This window comes from Stenotrophomonas sp. Br8, assembly GCF_014763005.1.
GTDB classification, from domain to species: Bacteria; Pseudomonadota; Gammaproteobacteria; order Xanthomonadales; family Xanthomonadaceae; genus Stenotrophomonas; species Stenotrophomonas lactitubi.
The window spans coordinates 1-16,784 of sequence record NZ_JACGTN010000013.1 but is presented as its reverse complement, the minus strand read 5'-3'; the positions used below and the strand labels follow the sequence as shown (position 1 = coordinate 16,784).

Sequence of the window (16,784 nt, the reverse complement as noted above, 5' to 3'; positions counted from 1 at the left end):
GGTCCGGTTGCGGGGGACGCCGTGAACCCATCCATGGGGGCTTGGCCGCGGCATCCATGCCGCGGACACCCCCGCAACCGGACCCACCCCGCCTTCGACAGATTTCCGCGATCTGTCGGAACAGCGTTCTGTGCTGCTGTTGGTAGGTGTCGACCTTGGTCGACACAGTAGATCCACGCCATGCGTGGATGCGCTTCAATGGATGTCCATCCACGCATGGCGTGGATCCACTTGTCTGGTGGGTGCCGACCGTTGGTCGGCACACCTCATCCCTTGAAACGCAACCCCACACCGGGCTCGGTAAAGAGGTAGCGTGAATCCAGCGCCGAGTCGCCCAGCTTGTGCCGCAGCTTGCCGACCAGGATGCGCAGGTAGTGGGTGTCGTGCTGGTGGGTGGGTCCCCAGATTTCCTGCAGGATCTGCGGCTGGGTCACCACCCGCCCGGCATTGCGCAGCAGCAGCGACAACAGCGCGTACTCCTTGCGGGTCAATGCCACCAGTTCGCCATCAATCGCCACTTCGCGGCGCACCAGGTCCACGTGCAGGTGGCCATCGTCGAACACCGGCGGCGTGCCATCGGTCGGTACGCTGCGTGTGCGCAGCAGCGCCCGCACCCGCGCCATCAGCTCCTGGGTACCGAAGGGTTTGGTCACGTAGTCGTTGGCGCCGTTGTCCAGTGCACGCACCTTCTCGGTTTCACCGGCACGCACGGTCAGCATGATCACCGGCACTTGGCTCCACTGCCGCAGCTGTTCCAGCACCTCGTGGCCTTCCATGTCCGGCAGGCCGATGTCCAGGATCACCAGGTCCATGTCCTCGCTGGCGGCCATCTGCAGGCCTTCCTGGCCGGTCGCAGCCTGGCGCACCTGGTAGCCCTGCGCGCGCAGGCTGATGTCCAGGAACCGGCGGATCTGGGTTTCATCGTCGATCACCAGCACGCGCGGGGCCGGCGCGCTGGCGTCAGTCGGGGTCGGACTCATCGTGGGAGGCTGGCTTGAGCAGGGGCAGGGTGATGCGGATCAGGGTACCGCGACCGTCGCGTCCGGGCAGCGCCTGCACGCTGCCGCCATGTGCGCCGATCATGCCCTGGCAGATGGTCAGGCCGAGGCCGGTGCCGTGGCGGCCGCGGTCGCCGCGTTCGACGCTGTAGAACATGTCGAAGATGCGCGCGCGCTCGTCGTCGGGAATGCCGGGGCCGGCATCGATCACGTCGATACGCAGCTGACCGTCCAGTTCGCGCGCCAGTACCTGCACGGCGGCATCGGCCGGCGAGAACTTGGCAGCGTTCTCCATCACATTGAACACTGCCTGCTCGACCAGTGCCGGATGCACCCAGATCGGCGCCAGCGTCGCCGGAATATCCAGCTCCAGCCGCACCTTCGGCTGGTAGCGCTGCAGGCGGCGGGCGGCCGAACCAATCAGCTCATCCACCCCTATCCAGTCGCGGTTGATCTTCAGGCCCTCGTGGCCCAACCGGGTCATGTCCAGCAGGTTCTGGATGTAGCGGTCCAGGCGTTCGCCTTCGACCAGGATGGTGTCCAGCAAGGCGCGGCGGTCGGCCAGATCCATCGCCGCGCCGTAGCTGGCCAGGCTGTCGGCCGAGCCGATCATCGCCGCCAGTGGCGAACGCAGGTCGTGCGACACCGAGGAGAGCAGGGCAGAGCGCAGCCGTTCGGTCTCGTTGCTGACGTGCGCCTGTTCCAGCTCGGCCACCAGGCGCGTGCGCAAGGCGGCCTGGGCGATGTCATCAACCATCGCTTCGGCCAGTTGGCGCTGTTCGGGCAGCAGCCGCGCCTGCGCACCCGGCAGGTACAGGCCGGCCACGCCGATCGCACGGTCCTCGCCGTCCAGCAGCGGCAGGAACCACCATTGCGCGCCAGCCAGCGTATCGGTGAAGCGGCCACTGGGCTGGCCATGGCGCAGGGCCCAGTCGGCAGCCGCCAGATCGGTGTCACCGGGCAGGTGACGGCCACCGGCCGCGATATCGGCGCCGATCCGCAGCCAGGCCGGCACGTCCATGGCCTGTTCCAGCGCATGCCGGCCGGCCTGTGCCACTTCACCGTTGCCGGCCGCACTGGCCAGCTGCCGGCCCAGCTGCTGGCGCGCGCGCGCATGGCGGTTGGCCGCGCGCAGGGCGATCACCTGCATGCGCAGGCGCGACGCCAGGCGTCCGGCGACCAGTGCCGCCGCCAGGAACAGGAACACGGTGATCACGCCCTGCCGCGCGCCGATGGCGAAGGTGAAGCGTGGCGCGATGAACAGGAAGTTGTAGGCGAGGAAACACAGGATGGCCGCCATCACCGCGACGCTGGCGCGGGTGCGCGCGGCTACCAGCACAACGGCCACGATGAACACCATCGACAGATCGGCCATGCCCACCCAGCGTTCCACCAGCCAAGCGACCGCGCAGGCCAGGCCGGTGGCGATCAGCGCCTGCAACGGCTCGTGGCTGACCCCGCGCATCGGTGGCAGCAGGCCCTCACGACGGGAACGCGCACGCGCCTGCGGCGTGCTGATGATGGTGATCTCGTAGTGCGCGCCGCGCTGGATCAGCTGCTGGGTCAGGGTGCGGTTGAACATCCGCGCCAGTGGTCGCTCGCGGGTGCGGCCCAGGACCAGCGTGGACACGCCGTTGTGCGCGGCGTGGTCGAGCAATGCGTCGGCGATGCTGGAGCCGTGCAGCAGCTCGGCGTCGCCGCCGAGGCGGCGGGCCAGCGCGAACGCAGCATCGATCTCGCGCCGGGTCGCCTCGTCCTGGCGGCGTCCCTGCACCGTCACCACCGTCCACGGTGCATCGCGGCGTTCGGCGATGCGTCGCGCCACCCGCACCAGGTATTCACTCTGGCCGCCGCCATCGATCGCCACCAGCACGCCACGTCGCAGCGGCAGATTGCTCTCACCGCGCGCGGCGCGGGCTTCGCGCAGGCTGCTGTCGACGCGGTCGGCCGCTTCCTGCATCGCCAGTTCGCGCAGCGCGGTCAGGTTGGCCGGCGAGAAAAACGCCTGCAGTGCCTGCGCGGCCTGCTCGGGCACGTACACCTTGCCCTGCTGCAGGCGCGCGATCAGCTCGCGCGGTGGCAGATCGACCAGCACGATGTCGTGCAGGCGGTCGAGCACGCCGTCGGGCACGGTCTCGCTGACGCGTACGCCGGTGATGCGCATCACCACATCGTTGAGGCTTTCCAGATGCTGGATGTTGACCGTGGTCCAGACGTCGATGCCGGCGTCCAGCAGTTCCATCACGTCCTGCCAGCGCCGTTCATGGCGGCTGCCCGGCGCATTGCGATGGGCCAGCTCGTCCACCAGCACCAGCGCCGGCCTGCGTGCCAGCACGGCGTCCAGATCCATCTCCTGCAGGTCGTGGCCATGGTAGGCCACGTCCTTCAGCGGCAACCGCGGCAACCCTTCCAGCAGGGCCTGGGTATCGGCACGGCCGTGGGTCTCCACCAGCCCCACTACCAGGTCCACGCCACGTCGCAGCTGTTCCTGCGCGCGGGTCAGCATCGCGTAGGTCTTGCCTACGCCGGGCGCAGCGCCGAGGAACACGGTGAGCTTGCCACCGGCTTCGCGTTGCAGGCCTTCCACCAGGGCATTGGCCTGGCGGGTCCGCAGATCAGTCATGGGAGCCGCTGTCATGGCCGCCATTGTGCGCGCAGCGGGTGCAGCCCTGCATCACGGCGCGCGTGCCGCGTGGTCCAGGGCGAAGTTCAGTGTCACCACGTTCACCCGTGGCTGGCCGAACACGCCCCATTGCCGGCCCTGCGTGTTGGCCTTCACCAGCGCCTGCACGCGCTCCACCGGCAGGCCTCGTGCACGCGCCACGCGTGCCACCTGCAGCTGTGCTGCCGCCGGCGACAGCTGGGGATCGAGGCCGCCGCCGGACTGGGTGACCAGATCGGCAGGTACCTGCGCAGGCGTTACGCCTTCGCGCGCGGCCACTGCCGCAGTGCTCGCCGCCACGCGTTCGGCCAGCGCCGGGTTGCTGCGAGCCAGGTTGGAACCGGCCGCTGCCATCGGGTCGTAGTTGGCCGCCGACGGTCGTGCCTGGAAGTAGCCATCGCCGGTGAATGGCTGCGACAGCCATGCCGAAGCACGCACCTGGCCGCTGCCATCACGCAGCAGGCTGCCTTCGGCCTGCGCCGGGAAGGACAGGCCGGCGAAACCGGTGGCGATGCCGGCGTAGACCGCACCGGCCAGCAGCAGGGTGGCCACGCCCAGGCCGATGGCCGGGCGCCAGCTGGCGCCATCCTGCAACGTGGCCACGCGCGCCTCGCTTTTCAGCTCGCGGGAAAGGGAAGGGGAGTCAGAACGGTTCATGCGCCGAATACCAGGACAAGAAGAAGGTCGATCAACTTGATTGCCGCGAACGGCAGCAGCACGCCACCCAGGCCGTACACCAGCATGTTCCGGCGCAGCAGCGCCGTTGCGGTGGCCGGGCGGAAGCGCACACCGCGCAACGCCAGCGGAATCAGGGCGGGAATCACCAGCGCATTGAAGATCAGCGCCGCCAGCACCGCATTGCGCGGGCTCGACAGCTGCATCACGTTCAACGCGGCCATCGCAGGCACGGTGGCGGCAAACAACGCCGGCAGGATCGCGAAGTACTTGGACACATCGTTGGCCAGCGAGAACGTGGTCAGCGCGCCGCGGGTGATCAGCTGCTGCTTGCCCACCTCCACCACCGCCAGCAGCTTGGCCGGATCCGAATCCAGGTCGACCATGTTGCCGGCTTCCTTGGCCGCCTGCGTGCCCGAGTTCATCGCCAGGCCGATGTCGGCCTGGGCCAGCGCCGGCGCATCGTTGGTACCGTCGCCGACCATCGCCACCAAGCGGCCACCGGCCTGCTCGGCACGGATGCGTGCCAGCTTGTCCTCCGGCCGCGCCTCGGCGATGTAGTCGTCCACACCGGCTTCGGCAGCGATCGCGGCGGCCGTCAGCGGGTTGTCGCCGGTGATCATCACCGTGCGGATACCCATCGCCCGCAGCTGTGCGAACTTCTCGCGCATGCCGTGCTTGACCACGTCCGACAGCTCGATCACGCCCAGCACATGGCGACCCTCGGCCACCACCAGCGGCGTAGCACCGTTGCGTGCGACCTGCTCCACGCGACCGGCCAGTTCCGCCGGTACGGTGCCGCCGAGCGCCTGCACATGGGCGCGGATCGCGTCGGCAGCGCCCTTGCGGATCTGCCGGCCGTGCAGCAGGTCGACACCGGACATGCGGGTCTGCGCGCTGAAGGCCAGGTAGTCGGCCCGATCCGGCTCGGCGGTGGTGCAGCCCTGTTCGCGGGCCAGGCGCACGATCGACTTGCCTTCCGGGGTCGGGTCGGCCAGCGAAGAGAGCAGCGCCGCTTCACGCAGCTGGTCGGCGTCGATCCCGGCCAGTGCATGGAAGTGGCTCGCCTGGCGGTCGCCGTAGGTGATGGTGCCGGTCTTGTCGAGCAGCAGCACGTCGACGTCACCGGCCACTTCCACCGCCTTGCCCGACTTGGCCAGTACGTTGGCGGCCAGCGCACGGTTCATGCCGGCGATGCCGATGGCCGGCAGCAGGCCACCGATGGTGGTCGGTATCAGGCACACCAGCAGCGCGATCAGCAGCAGCGGATCCACCTTGACGCCCACCGAAGCACCGATCGCCGGCAGCGTCGCCACCACCACCAGGAAGGTCAGCGTCATCGCCGCCAGCAGCAGGGTCAGCGCGATTTCATTCGGCGTCTTCTGCCGGTTGGCACCTTCCACCAGCGCGATCATCCGGTCCAGGAAACTGTGCCCCGGCTCGGCGGTGATGCGCACGACGATCTGGTCGGACAGCACCTTGGTGCCGCCGATCACGCCGGAGCGATCCGTACCCGCCTCGCGCAGCACCGGTGCCGACTCGCCGGTCACCGCTGCTTCGTTGATGGTGGCCAGGCCCTGCACGATCTCGCCGTCGGCCGGTACCAGCTCGCCGGCACTGACGATCACGTGGTCGCCGGGGCGCAGTTCCGCGGCGGGCACCTGGGTTTCACTTGCACCGGCCTGCGCCGACGCCAGACGGCGCGCCACCAGGTCCTGGCGGGCGCGGCGCAGCGAGGCGGCCTGACCACGGCCGCGTGCTTCGGCCACGGCCTCGGCGAAATTGCCGAACAGCACGGTGACCAGCAGGATCGCCGTCACCGCCAGGCCGAAGCCCAGTGGCGCGTTGCCGGTCAGGGTGATGATCGCGGCGACGACCGTGCCGGCCATCACCACCGCCATCACCGGGCTGCGCACCAGGTGCATCGGCGACAGCTTGCGTACGGCCTCGATGAGCGCGCGGCGCAGGCCGGCGGCATCGAGCAGGGCCGGGCGGGACGCCACGGAGGAGGAATGGTTTGCGGTTGCGTGACTACTCATGGGGTGTCCTCAGTGCAGTCCCAGGCTCAGGTGGTCGGCGATAGGGCCGAGTACCAGCGCCGGCATGAACTGCAGCACGGTCAGGATGACGATCACCGAGACCAGAGTCAGGGCGAAGGTCGGGGTTTCGATCTGCAGGCTGCCAGCCGATTCAGGGGCCTGCCGCTTGGCGGCCAGCTGCGCGGCCACCACCAGCGGGATGATCAGCAGCGGGAAGCGGCCCAGCAGCAACACCAGCGAGCAGCTCAGGTTCCACCACGGCGTGGCGTCGCCCAGGCCCTCGAAGCCCGAGCCGTTGTTGGCGTAGGCCGAGACATACTCGTAGAACACCTGGCTGATGCCGTGGAAACCGGGATTGGAGGTACCGGCCAGACCGGGCACGGCCAGCGTGATCGCGGTGAACAGCAGCAGGGTGATCGGCTGCAGCAGCACCAGCAGGGCCAGCAGGCGCACCTGTGGCGTCTCCAGCTTGCGACCGAACAGTTCCGGCGTACGGCCGGTCATCAGCCCGGCCAGGAACACGCCCAGCAGCAGGTACACGATGAACTGCTGCAGGCCGCAGCCGATGCCGCCCCAGATCGCGCTGACCAGCATGTTGACCATCGCCAGGCCGCCAGACAGCGGGCTCAGCGAATCGTGCATGCCGTTGACCGAACCGTTGGAGACCTGGGTGGTCACCGCCGCCCACAGCGCGGTGCCATCGGCGCCGAAGCGCACTTCCTTGCCTTCCATCAGCAGCGGCGTGGCCGCGCTGGCGCTATGGCCCTCGCTCCACACCATCGCGCCGGTGGACAGCAGCGACATGCCGAGCATGCAGCTGAACACCAGCGCGCCGAAACGACGGCGCCCGGTGAACGCACCGATCATGAAGATCACCGCCATCGGCACCAGCAGGATGCCGATCACTTCCAGCATGTTCGACACCGGGGTCGGGTTCTCCAGCGGGAAGCTGCTGTTCGGGCCATACCAGCCGCCACCATTGGCGCCCAGTTGCTTGGCCGCGACCATCGCCGCAACCGGGCCCAGCGGCAGCTTCTGCTGCGCCATGCCGGCACTGGCGTCGATCGGTGTGGCCTGCGGGCCACCGGCCATCGTGGAGGGCACGCCCTGGCTGGTCAGCAGCAGCGTCCATACCAGGCACAACGGCAACAGGAAGCGCACGCACAGGCGCACGACGTCCGCGTAGTAATTGCCCACCGCCACCTGGCGGTCATCGCCCGCGACAGGCGCGGTGACCGATTTCGGCGCACGCGAGAACAACGCACGCAGCGTCGCCACGGCCAGCGCCAGGCCCATCATCGGCGTCACCACCTGCAGGCCGGTGATGCCGGTCATCTGCGAGAAATAGGACAGCTGTGCCTGGCCGGAGTAGTGCTGCTGGTTGGTGTTGGTCAGGAACGAGATCATCGTGTGCAGCGCCGTGTCCCAGCGCATGTTCGGGATCTGGTCCGGATTCAACGGCAACCATGCCTGGGTCATGAACACGGCCTGGGTCAGCACCGCGATCACCACGTTGCTGAGCACGAACGCCAGCACGTAACCCCGCCAGGACATCGAGCGAGAGGGATCGACGCCGAGCACCCTGTACAGCGGCTTTTCGATCCAGTGGAACAGCACGTCGACCTTCATCGGCGTGCCGCGCATCACCCGGGCGAGGTACAGGCCCAAGGGCCAGGCCAGCAGCAGGCTGGCGGCAAGAATGGCAAGAATTTCAGTCATGGCAGGCTCCGCTCAGAACGACTCGGGCCGCAGCACGACATAAAGAAGATAGGCGGCGGCAACCAGCACCAGCACGCCACACAGCAACGACAGCCAGGGGGACATGGAATTGAGACCTGGTGGAACCCCTCCACCTCAGGCCGTCATCGTCGTCCCCACCCCCATAAACGCACTACGCGCCGGACCGGGCCGACGCGTAAAGAGTGCATAAATTCCGTGGGCCAACCCGTAACCAGCCCCGCCTGCTGTAGAGCCGAGCCTACGCTCGGCTGCTCATTCCCGAGGTCAAGCGGAGCCGAGCGTGGGCTCGGCTCTACCGGCAATCACGGGGCTTGGCTCGCCGGTGCCACGCCCTTCAGCTCGCGATAGCGCTGCAGGCTGCTCTCGATCTCGACCTTCAATGCCTGCTGCTGCTGTTCGAAACTGGCCAGCAGCCGCTGCTGCGACTGCAGCTGCGCATGGCGCTGGCTGATCGCCTGGGCCTGCTTGTCGGCCACCTTGCCGCCGGCCAGTTCGCGGTCACCGGCGGCAGCAAGCAGGGCCACCAGCGAATCGCGCAGGCTGGCCACGTTGTACTGGGCGGTCTTGAGGTTGTTGTCGAGCACCTCCTGGCGCTCGGCGAACACGCGCCGCAGCGCGTTCTCATCACCGTAGGTGGTCAGCATCGCCTGTTCGGTGCGCTGGCGGGTCTGTTCGGCCATCTGGTCCAGCTGGGCCTGCGCCGCCGCCGTGCTGGCGGCAGCGCGTTCCTCATCGCTCAACGCGCGCTGCACCTGCGCGTTGCGCAGGCCGCTGTTGGCGCTGAACTCATCGCGGGCGTGGTTGACCGCATCGGCCGGCAGCGCATCGCTGCAGATCCGCTCCTTGCCCTCGTTCCAGCAGTACAGCTTCTTGTCTGCGGCCTTGCCGCCGGACTGTGCCAGCAGCGTCTGCGGCATCACCAGCAGCAGGCTGGCAGCAACGATGGCAGGAACTCGGAACATGCGACCTTCCCCCTGGTGGTCAGCGCGTGGAACGGACGCCGTACTGGGCGCGATAGGCCTCCAGCGGCTGCCGGTAGCCTACAAGTTCCGGATTTCCGGACGCGAAATCAAGCAGGTCGGCCAGCGTCGCCACGGCGATCACCGGGATGCCGGCTTCTTCGGCCACGGCCTGTGCGGCGGAGCGATGGTCGCTGTCCGAGGCGATCTCCTGGCGGTCCAGGGCCACCACGATGCCGGCCGGAATGCCGCCCGCGGCGCGGATGATCGCCAGCGCCTCGCGGATGGCGGTGCCCGCGGTGATCACGTCGTCGACGATCAGCACGCGCTTGCCGGTCATGTCGGCGCCGATCAGCTGGCCGCCTTCACCATGGTCCTTCACTTCCTTGCGGTTGAACGACAGCGGCAGATCGCGGCCACGCTGGGCCAGCTCGCAGGCCATTGCGGTGGCCAGCGGAATGCCCTTGTAGGCCGGGCCGAACACCACGTCGTACTTGATCCCGGTGGCGTCGATGGCGTCGGAATAGCACGCCCCCAGCTGCGACAGCAGGGAGCCGGAGTCGAAACGGCCGGCGTTGAAGAAATAGGGGCTCAGCCGGCCGGACTTGAGGGTGAACTGGCCGAAGCGCAGGGCATCGGCGGTCAGGGCCAGCTGCAGGAAACGGTGACGGTGGTCGCTCATCAAAACTCGATTCATCTTCATTTGGAGCGCAAATCCTAATCCAGCTGGACTTTCCGCGCTCGTCCGGCCCCTTCACGCGGGAGTCCGGGGCGGCTCCCGCGGGCTGCTCAGCCCGGCAGGCAACCGGTATGCTTGCCCGGTTTCCCGCCGTAGGTTCTTCCGCATGCGCATCATCAGTTTCAATGCCAATGGCATCCGTTCGGCCGCCACCAAGGGCTTCCTCGACTGGTTCCGTGGCCAGGACGCCGACGTCCTCTGCATCCAGGAGACCAAGGCCCAGGAAGACCAGCTGACCGACCCGATGTTCCGCCCGGATGGCCACCATTGCTTCTACCGCGATGCCATCACCAAGAAGGGCTACAGCGGCGTGGCGATCTACAGCAAGCGCGAACCGGACCAGGTCATCACCTCGCTGGGCTGGGCACCGTTCGACGACGAAGGCCGCTACATCGAGGCACGCTTCGGCAACCTCAGCGTGGTCTCCTTCTATATTCCGTCCGGCAGCTCGGGTGACCTGCGGCAGGGCTTCAAGTTCGAAGTGATGGAGTGGCTGCGGCCGATCCTTGAGGAGTGGGCGCGCAGCGGCCGCGACTACGTGCTGTGTGGCGACTGGAACATCGTCCGCTCGGCGCTGGACATCAAGAACTGGAAGTCCAACCAGAAGAACTCCGGCTGCCTGCCCGAGGAGCGCGACTGGCTCAACGCCCTGTGCGCCGACCACGGCCAGGCCACCGACGTAGCCACCGGTCGCGGCTGGGCCGATGCCTACCGCCTGCTCAATCCGACCGGCGAGGACTACACCTGGTGGAGCAACCGTGGTGCCGCCCGCGCCAACAACGTGGGTTGGCGCATCGACTACCAGTTCATCACCCCGGGCCTGCGTGACCGCCTGCGCAGCTGCTCGATCTACCGCGACCAGCGCTTCTCCGACCACGCACCGTTCATCGTGGACTACGACCTGTGACCGAGGCTGCCAAGCCGGCCGGCTACAAGGGCTGGGCCGGCATCAAGCGTGCGTTCGGCACGCCCTCGGCGCTCACCATGGCCCTGCTGGGCTTCGGCAGCGGCCTGCCGTTCCTGCTGATCGCCTCGCAGACCCTGTCCACCCGCTTGCGCGATGTCGGCCTCGATCTGGGCAGCATCGGCCTGATCAGCCTGGCCAGCTTCTTCTACCTGCTCAAATTCGTCTGGGCTCCCCTGCTGGATCGCTACGCGTTTCCGTTGCTGGGTTTCCTGGGTCGCCGCCGCTCGTGGCTGCTGGTCTCGCAGATCCTGGTGCTGGTGGGCCTGGTTGCACTGGCGTTCGTTCGGCCAGAGCAGGGTGTGTGGCCGCTGGTGGCCTGGGTACTGGTGGCGTCCTTTGCAGGCGCCACCCAGGATTCGGTGGTCGACGCCTACCGCATCGAGATCGCCCCGCAGACCGCGCAGGCCGCGTTGGCCGCCACGTATACGCTGGGCTATCGCATCGGCCTGATCCTGGCCGGTGCCGGCGCCTTGTACCTGGCACAGTTCGAAGGCTGGATCATTGCCTATCTGGCCATGGCTGCACTGATGATCCTGCCGATCATCACCACCCTGTTCTGCCGCGAGCCCGAGCGTCCGGCCAACGCCGTCCAGCGCCGCATCGACATTGCCGAAGCGTTCGTGCAGCCGATCACCAGCTTCTTCAGCCGCAACGGCATGGGGCTGGCACTGGCGCTGCTGGCGTTCGTCGGGTTCTTCAAGTTTCCCGACCAGGTCATCGGCGTGATGGCCGGACCCTTCTATCTCGACTCGGGCTTCGACAAGGCCGACATCGCTACGGTCTCCAAGCTGTTCGGCGTGTGGATGGGTATTGGTGGGGCGTTCATTGGCGGTATCGCCGTTGCCGCCTTCGGTTTCCGCCGGATGCTGCTTGTCGCGGCGCTGGGCGTAGCCCTGTCCAACCTGGCCTTCCTGCTGATGGCGCACAATCCGGGGCAGTTGTGGGCGTTCTACGCTGCGCTCAGTGCCGACAACCTGTTCCAGGGCTTCGCCGGCACGGTACTGGTGGCGTTCATGTCTTCGCTGACCGATCGCAACTTCACCGCGACCCAGTACGCCCTGCTGGTATCACTGGCCAATCTGCCGGGCAAGTTCGTCGGCGGCGTCTCCGGCTACATCGTGGAGGCCACCTCGTACAGCACCTTCTTCATGCTCAGCGCTGTCACGGTGGTGCCGACCATGCTGCTGCTGGCTTGGCTGTGGCCACGCATCCTTGATCGTGGGCCGTCACCCGCCGCCTGATTGCCTGTCCGCGCTTACTGCGGGATGATCGCCCCGACGCGCCGAGGGGGCGGTGCCTTGCGAACGGGGAAGTGAGCATGGCCGACGTAGTGCTGCGGGACCTGGACCCGCTGCTGCTGGAACGCATCAAACGGGTCTCGGTTGCCCGAGGCTGGACCCATGAACAGACCTGCGCGGTCCTGCTGGAGCAGGGCCTGTTCAGCAGTGAACTGGAGGTCCGCTCCGGCTTCGGTGATCCCGAAGTCGACGCCCTGTCCGATGCGATCGCCGCACTGCAGGCCCTCCCTGCCGGCCAAGGCTTCGATTAGCTGCCGCAGGGCCGGCTAACAGTAGATCCACGCCATGCGTGGATGGCGCCAACCTCTACGCCAAATGGATCGCCCCGAGAATCCGCGGCCCCTTCGCCCCGGTCACGCTCGGCAGGTTGCCCGCCAGCCCGTCCATCGTCCGCTGCGCCAGCCACGCAAACCCCATCGCCTCCACATACTCCGGGTCCAGCCCGTGCAGTGCCGTGGATTCGACCACCACGCCCGGCAGTCGCGCCGCCAGCCGCCGCATCAACTGCGCGTTGCGCACACCGCCGCCGCATACCAGTACCCGGCGGGTGTCCGGCTGCTGGGCCAGCAGCGCATCCACCACCGTCGCCGCGGTCAGCTCCAGCAGCGTCGCCTGTACATCGGCGGCGGCAAACTGGCCTTCCTCCATGTGCGCTTCGGCCCACGGCAGGTGGAACTGCTCGCGCCCGGTGCTCTTGGGCGGTGGCAGCGCAAACCACGGGTCGGCGCGCCAGCCGGCCAGCAGGCTGTCATCCACCGCACCACTGGCCGCGTAGGCACCGTCAGCGTCGAAGCTGCGCCCGGTATGGCGTTGGCACCAGGCATCCATCAGCGCGTTGGCCGGGCCGGTATCGAAGCCACGCACGACGCCTTCGCGCGGAATCAGGGTCAGGTTGGCGATCCCGCCCAGGTTCAGCACCGCGCGGTCTTCATCGGCCGCACCCAGCATGCCCAGGTGGAAGGCCGGCATCAGCGGAGCACCATGACCGCCGGCGGCAACGTCGCGGCGGCGGAAATCGCACACCGTGGTGATGCCGGTCAGTTCGGCGATGCGGTTGCCGTCACCCAGCTGCAGGGTGAACGCCGGATCGGCCAGCGGTCGATGGCGCACCGTCTGCCCGTGCGAGCCGATGGCCCGCACCTGCGAACGGTCGACACCGGCTTCGTCCAGCAGCTGGTTGGCGGCGGCGGCGAAGCTGATCGCAATCCGCGCGTCCAGCTCGCCCAGCTCCTCCAGCGACTGCAGCGGACCGCCTTCACCGAGGGCTACCAGCCGCGCCCGCAGTACCGGCTCCCAGCGGGCGGTCAGCCCATGCACGAAGCGGCAACCTCCGTCGGCTGGGAACTGCACCAGCGCGGCATCGATGCCGTCAGCACTGGTGCCCGACATCAGGCCCAAGTAAAGGGGAAGGGACGGATCGGCAGTGGTGTTCATGGCGGGCATAAAAAAAGGACACGGCAAGCTTGTGCTGCCGTGTCCTCCTTCGTCAACGCAGGGCTCAGCCGCGCTTGCGGCCTGCCGGCGCCTTGTCCTTGGTGCTGGCCACCTCGGTGGTCGCGCTTTCGGCGGCCGGTGCGGGGCTGGCGTCGGCGTAGATCAGCTTCTCCATGCCCTGGATGCGGGCCATTGCCGGCGCGGTCTGTGCCCGGAACGCCACCAGCTCGGCGCCCTTCAGCGGCTCCGGCGGCGGCATGGTCACCGTCAGCGGGTTGCGGTGCTCGCCATTGACCCGGAATTCGTAGTGCAGGTGCGGGCCGGTCGCCAGGCCGGTCGAGCCGACGTAGCCGATCACCGTGCCCTGGGCCACGCGCTGGCCGTTCTTGATCCCGGCAAAGCGCGACATGTGGCCGTACAGGGTGGTGTGGCCGCGGCCATGGTCGAGGATCACCACGTTGCCGTAACCGCGCTGCACGCCGACAAACTGCACCCGCGCGTCGCCGGCGGCCATGATCGGGGTACCGGTGCGCGCGGCATAGTCCACGCCCTTGTGCATGCGCATCTTGCCCAGCACCGGGTGCTTGCGCGCGCCGAAGGTCGAGCTCAGCCGCGCAAACGGGATCGGCATGCGGATGAAGCTCTTCTTCAGCGAACGGCCACTGATGTCGTAGTACTCGGACTTGCCGTTGCGGTCGAAGCGGAAGCCGGAATAGGTCTTGCCGCCAGTAGTGAAGGTCGCGGCCAGGATCTTGCTGGTATCGACCTTCTCGCCCTCGCGCCAGGTCTCGTCCATCACCACGCTGAAGCGGTCGCCCGGCTGCAGGTCCTTGGAGAAGTCGATGTCGTACTTGAAGATGTCGTCGGTCATCGTCGCGATTGCCGATGGCGACAGTCCTGCGCGACGTGCAGCCGCATACAGCGAACTGGTGATCTCGCCACTGGTGACCACCGTCCGCGTGGACGTCTCGCGCTTGGTCACCGTTTCCTTGATGTCATCGCCGCTCAGGCTCAGCTCGACCCGGTTGTCGGCATCGCGGTCGAAGCGGATGCTGCGCAGGTCACCGGACAGCGGCATGTCGAAGGCGATCTCGGCGCCCGGGCGCAGCTTGGTCAGCGATTCGCGCGCACCTGGATGGTCCAGCACCCGGTGCAGGGTGGTCGCGGAGATACCGGCCTTGTCGAACAGGTCGCTCAGGGTCTGCCCGCGCTGTACCCGCAGCACCTGCCAGCTGTCACCGGGGATCTGCTGCTGGCGGGCCATTGCCAGCGGGGGCAACGGCAGGGCCAGGCTGGTGTGGCTGTCGGCGTAGGGGGCATCGATGGTGTGCGAGAAGCCCGGCACGATCGTGGCCACCAGTGCGCCGATGGTCACAAACAGGCTGGCGTGCATCCAATGACGGCGCGTCCAGCGCTCATTGAACGCAGCGGGGAGGTGTTGCCTCAGCTTCCGGTGCAGGGCGTTGTCGTGCAGGACATGGAGTCGTTCCTGGAAGCGCTGCTTGCGTGCGCGGCCTTGATCGGAATTGAGCATCAGATGTCGGTCTCTGGCTGACCCGGGAACGCGGGCCCAAACGCCGGTAACATAGACACCTAACAAATTCGCGTCAAACCCTTGTGCCTATTGGCTTTTGTGAAGCCGATCGGGTTAACTTCGCTTTAACACCCCACATAAGAAACGGCGTTGCCGGGAGTAGTCACGTGTCCTCGATTGAAGAAGCCCTTGCCCTGATCGGCCGCGGTGCCGACGAGATCCTCAAGCTCGAGGATCTGCGCGCGCGCCTGCAGGAAGGCCGCCCGCTGCGCATCAAGGCCGGCTTCGACCCCACCGCGCCTGACCTGCACCTGGGCCACACGGTGCTGCTGAACAAGATGCGTCAGTTCCAGGACCTCGGCCACCAGGTCATTTTCCTGATCGGCGACTTCACCGGCATGATCGGCGACCCCTCCGGCAAGAGCCTGACCCGCAAGCCGCTCAGCCGCGACGACGTGCTGGCCAACGCCCGTACCTATGAAGAGCAGGTGTTCAAGGTGCTGGACCGCAGCCGCACCGAGGTCCGCTTCAATTCGGAGTGGTTCGGCAAGATGAGCGCGGCCGACATGATCCGCCTGGCCGGCCAGCACACCGTGGCGCGCATGCTCGAGCGCGACGACTTCGCCAAGCGCTACGCCGCCCAGCAGTCCATCGCCATCCACGAATTCCTGTACCCGCTGGTGCAGGGCTACGACTCGGTGGCCCTGGAAGCGGACGTCGAGCTGGGGGGTACCGACCAGAAGTTCAACCTGCTGATGGGCCGTGGCCTGCAGGAGCACCACGGCCAGAAGCCGCAGGTGGTGCTGACCATGCCGTTGCTGGAAGGCCTGGATGGCGTCAACAAGATGTCCAAGTCGCTGGGCAACTACATCGGCATCAGCGAACCGGCCATCGACATCGTCACCAAGACCATGAAGGTGGATGACGCCCTGATGTGGCGTTGGATCGAGCTGCTGTCCTTCAATATCAGCCAGGCCGAAGCGGCCTCCCTGCGCGAGCAGATCGCCGCTGGCCTGAACCCGCGCGTGGTGAAGCTGCGCTTGGCGCGTGAACTGGCCACCCGCTTCCATGACGCCGCAGCGGCCGAACAGGCGATTGCCGGCTGGGAAGCGGCTGTTACGGGGCAGGGCGATATCACCCAGCTGCCGCTGCAGGACGTGGCGATCCCGGCCGAGGGGCTGCGTATTGCCGCACTGCTGACCGCTGCCGGCCTGACTCCGAGCAACTCCGAGGCCAATCGCAAGCTCAAGGAGCGTGCGGTGAAGGTGGACGGCGAAGTGGTGGAAGACGGCCAGCAGGTGCTGCAGCCTGGCTTTGAGGGCCTGCTGCAGGTCGGCAAGCGCACCTTCGCCCGCGTGCGCCTGGTCGCTGCCTGACCGGGCGCAGGGGCCGGCGCAGCCGGCCCCTGCTTCTGCTCTTGTACAGCCGAGCCCACGCTCGGCTGCTTCTGCTCTCCGCGGAACAGTCCCTGCCAGGACCTTCTGGATGAACAGATGCAATATCCGATGAAAAAAGTTGCCACACCCCCTTCACAAAGGCCGCGAATAGGGACATACTTTCCCTCCCCCGTCGCAGGGGTCGCCAACAAGGGGCTTCAGCGACACAAGGGACGCCATCACCGCCGAACGAGATGATCGAACGAAAGGTGTTGACGGACTCGAAAAGTCCGGCATAATAGGCGGCTCGCTACGAAGGAAACTTCGCAGCACACGGGAACGGCGCTGAGGCCACTTCCCAGG

Annotated in this window: 14 protein-coding genes; 4 read left to right on the top strand and 10 right to left on the bottom strand. The window is 67.4% G+C overall.

Translation table 11 applies throughout. The features are described from left to right. Positions 1-266: 266 nt before the first annotated feature. From H3005_RS11910 to pyrE, 8 genes are all read right to left on the bottom strand, one after another. Entirely contained in the window at positions 267-980 is a 714-nt protein-coding gene (locus H3005_RS11910) for a response regulator transcription factor (protein ID WP_025879418.1), read from the bottom strand. Beyond that, positions 961-3,621, bottom strand: a complete 2,661-nt coding sequence (locus tag H3005_RS11905) for a sensor histidine kinase KdpD (RefSeq protein ID WP_191078257.1) — start codon at positions 3,619-3,621, stop codon at positions 961-963. Before H3005_RS11905 ends, H3005_RS11910 begins: the two co-directional genes overlap by 20 nt. 51 nt (positions 3,622-3,672) lie before the next feature. Further along, the gene (kdpC, locus tag H3005_RS11900) at positions 3,673-4,317 is read right to left on the bottom strand and encodes a potassium-transporting ATPase subunit KdpC (RefSeq protein ID WP_180164350.1); all 645 of its coding nucleotides are present in this window, start codon (positions 4,315-4,317) and stop codon (positions 3,673-3,675) included. Next, positions 4,314-6,374, bottom strand: coding sequence for a potassium-transporting ATPase subunit KdpB (gene kdpB, locus H3005_RS11895; RefSeq protein ID WP_191078256.1), 2,061 nt, complete (start codon positions 6,372-6,374; stop codon positions 4,314-4,316). The genes kdpC and kdpB overlap by 4 nt, the downstream gene beginning before the upstream one ends. A gap of 9 nt (positions 6,375-6,383) precedes the next feature. Then, positions 6,384-8,093 (bottom strand): potassium-transporting ATPase subunit KdpA, encoded by a 1,710-nt coding sequence (gene kdpA, locus H3005_RS11890; RefSeq protein ID WP_099819666.1) that lies wholly within the window; start codon positions 8,091-8,093, stop codon positions 6,384-6,386. Between the two features lie 12 nt (positions 8,094-8,105). Beyond that, the gene (locus H3005_RS11885) at positions 8,106-8,198 is read right to left on the bottom strand and encodes a potassium-transporting ATPase subunit F (protein ID WP_005407770.1); all 93 of its coding nucleotides are present in this window, start codon (positions 8,196-8,198) and stop codon (positions 8,106-8,108) included. A gap of 218 nt (positions 8,199-8,416) precedes the next feature. Next, positions 8,417-9,076: a hypothetical protein gene (locus H3005_RS11880; RefSeq protein WP_191078255.1), complete on the bottom strand. Its 660-nt coding sequence runs from the start codon at positions 9,074-9,076 to the stop codon at positions 8,417-8,419. Positions 9,077-9,095: 19 nt separating this feature from the next. Further along, positions 9,096-9,755 (bottom strand): orotate phosphoribosyltransferase, encoded by a 660-nt coding sequence (gene pyrE, locus H3005_RS11875; protein WP_025879424.1) that lies wholly within the window; start codon positions 9,753-9,755, stop codon positions 9,096-9,098. A gap of 163 nt (positions 9,756-9,918) precedes the next feature. Here pyrE and H3005_RS11870 point away from each other — a divergent pair, with 163 nt between their 5' ends. From H3005_RS11870 to H3005_RS11860, 3 genes are all read left to right on the top strand, one after another. Further along, positions 9,919-10,719, top strand: a complete 801-nt coding sequence (locus H3005_RS11870; protein WP_089241327.1) for an exodeoxyribonuclease III — start codon at positions 9,919-9,921, stop codon at positions 10,717-10,719. Beyond that, positions 10,716-12,020: an MFS transporter gene (locus H3005_RS11865; RefSeq protein WP_100554500.1), complete on the top strand. Its 1,305-nt coding sequence runs from the start codon at positions 10,716-10,718 to the stop codon at positions 12,018-12,020. Before H3005_RS11870 ends, H3005_RS11865 begins: the two co-directional genes overlap by 4 nt. 77 nt (positions 12,021-12,097) lie before the next feature. Then, entirely contained in the window at positions 12,098-12,328 is a 231-nt protein-coding gene (locus H3005_RS11860) for a hypothetical protein (protein WP_025879428.1), read from the top strand. A 55-nt stretch (positions 12,329-12,383) separates the two neighbouring features. Here the strand turns inward: H3005_RS11860 and H3005_RS11855 are convergent, their stop codons facing one another. Beyond that, positions 12,384-13,511: an anhydro-N-acetylmuramic acid kinase gene (locus H3005_RS11855; protein WP_100554527.1), complete on the bottom strand. Its 1,128-nt coding sequence runs from the start codon at positions 13,509-13,511 to the stop codon at positions 12,384-12,386. Positions 13,512-13,575: 64 nt separating this feature from the next. Next, positions 13,576-15,045, bottom strand: coding sequence for a peptidoglycan DD-metalloendopeptidase family protein (locus tag H3005_RS11850; RefSeq protein ID WP_100554501.1), 1,470 nt, complete (start codon positions 15,043-15,045; stop codon positions 13,576-13,578). A gap of 167 nt (positions 15,046-15,212) precedes the next feature. On the opposite strand from H3005_RS11850, the gene tyrS reads away from it, so the two are divergent. Beyond that, complete coding sequence (gene tyrS, locus H3005_RS11845) at positions 15,213-16,421, top strand: tyrosine--tRNA ligase (protein WP_100554502.1); 1,209 nt, start codon at positions 15,213-15,215, stop codon at positions 16,419-16,421. The last annotated feature ends 363 nt before the right edge of the window (positions 16,422-16,784 follow it).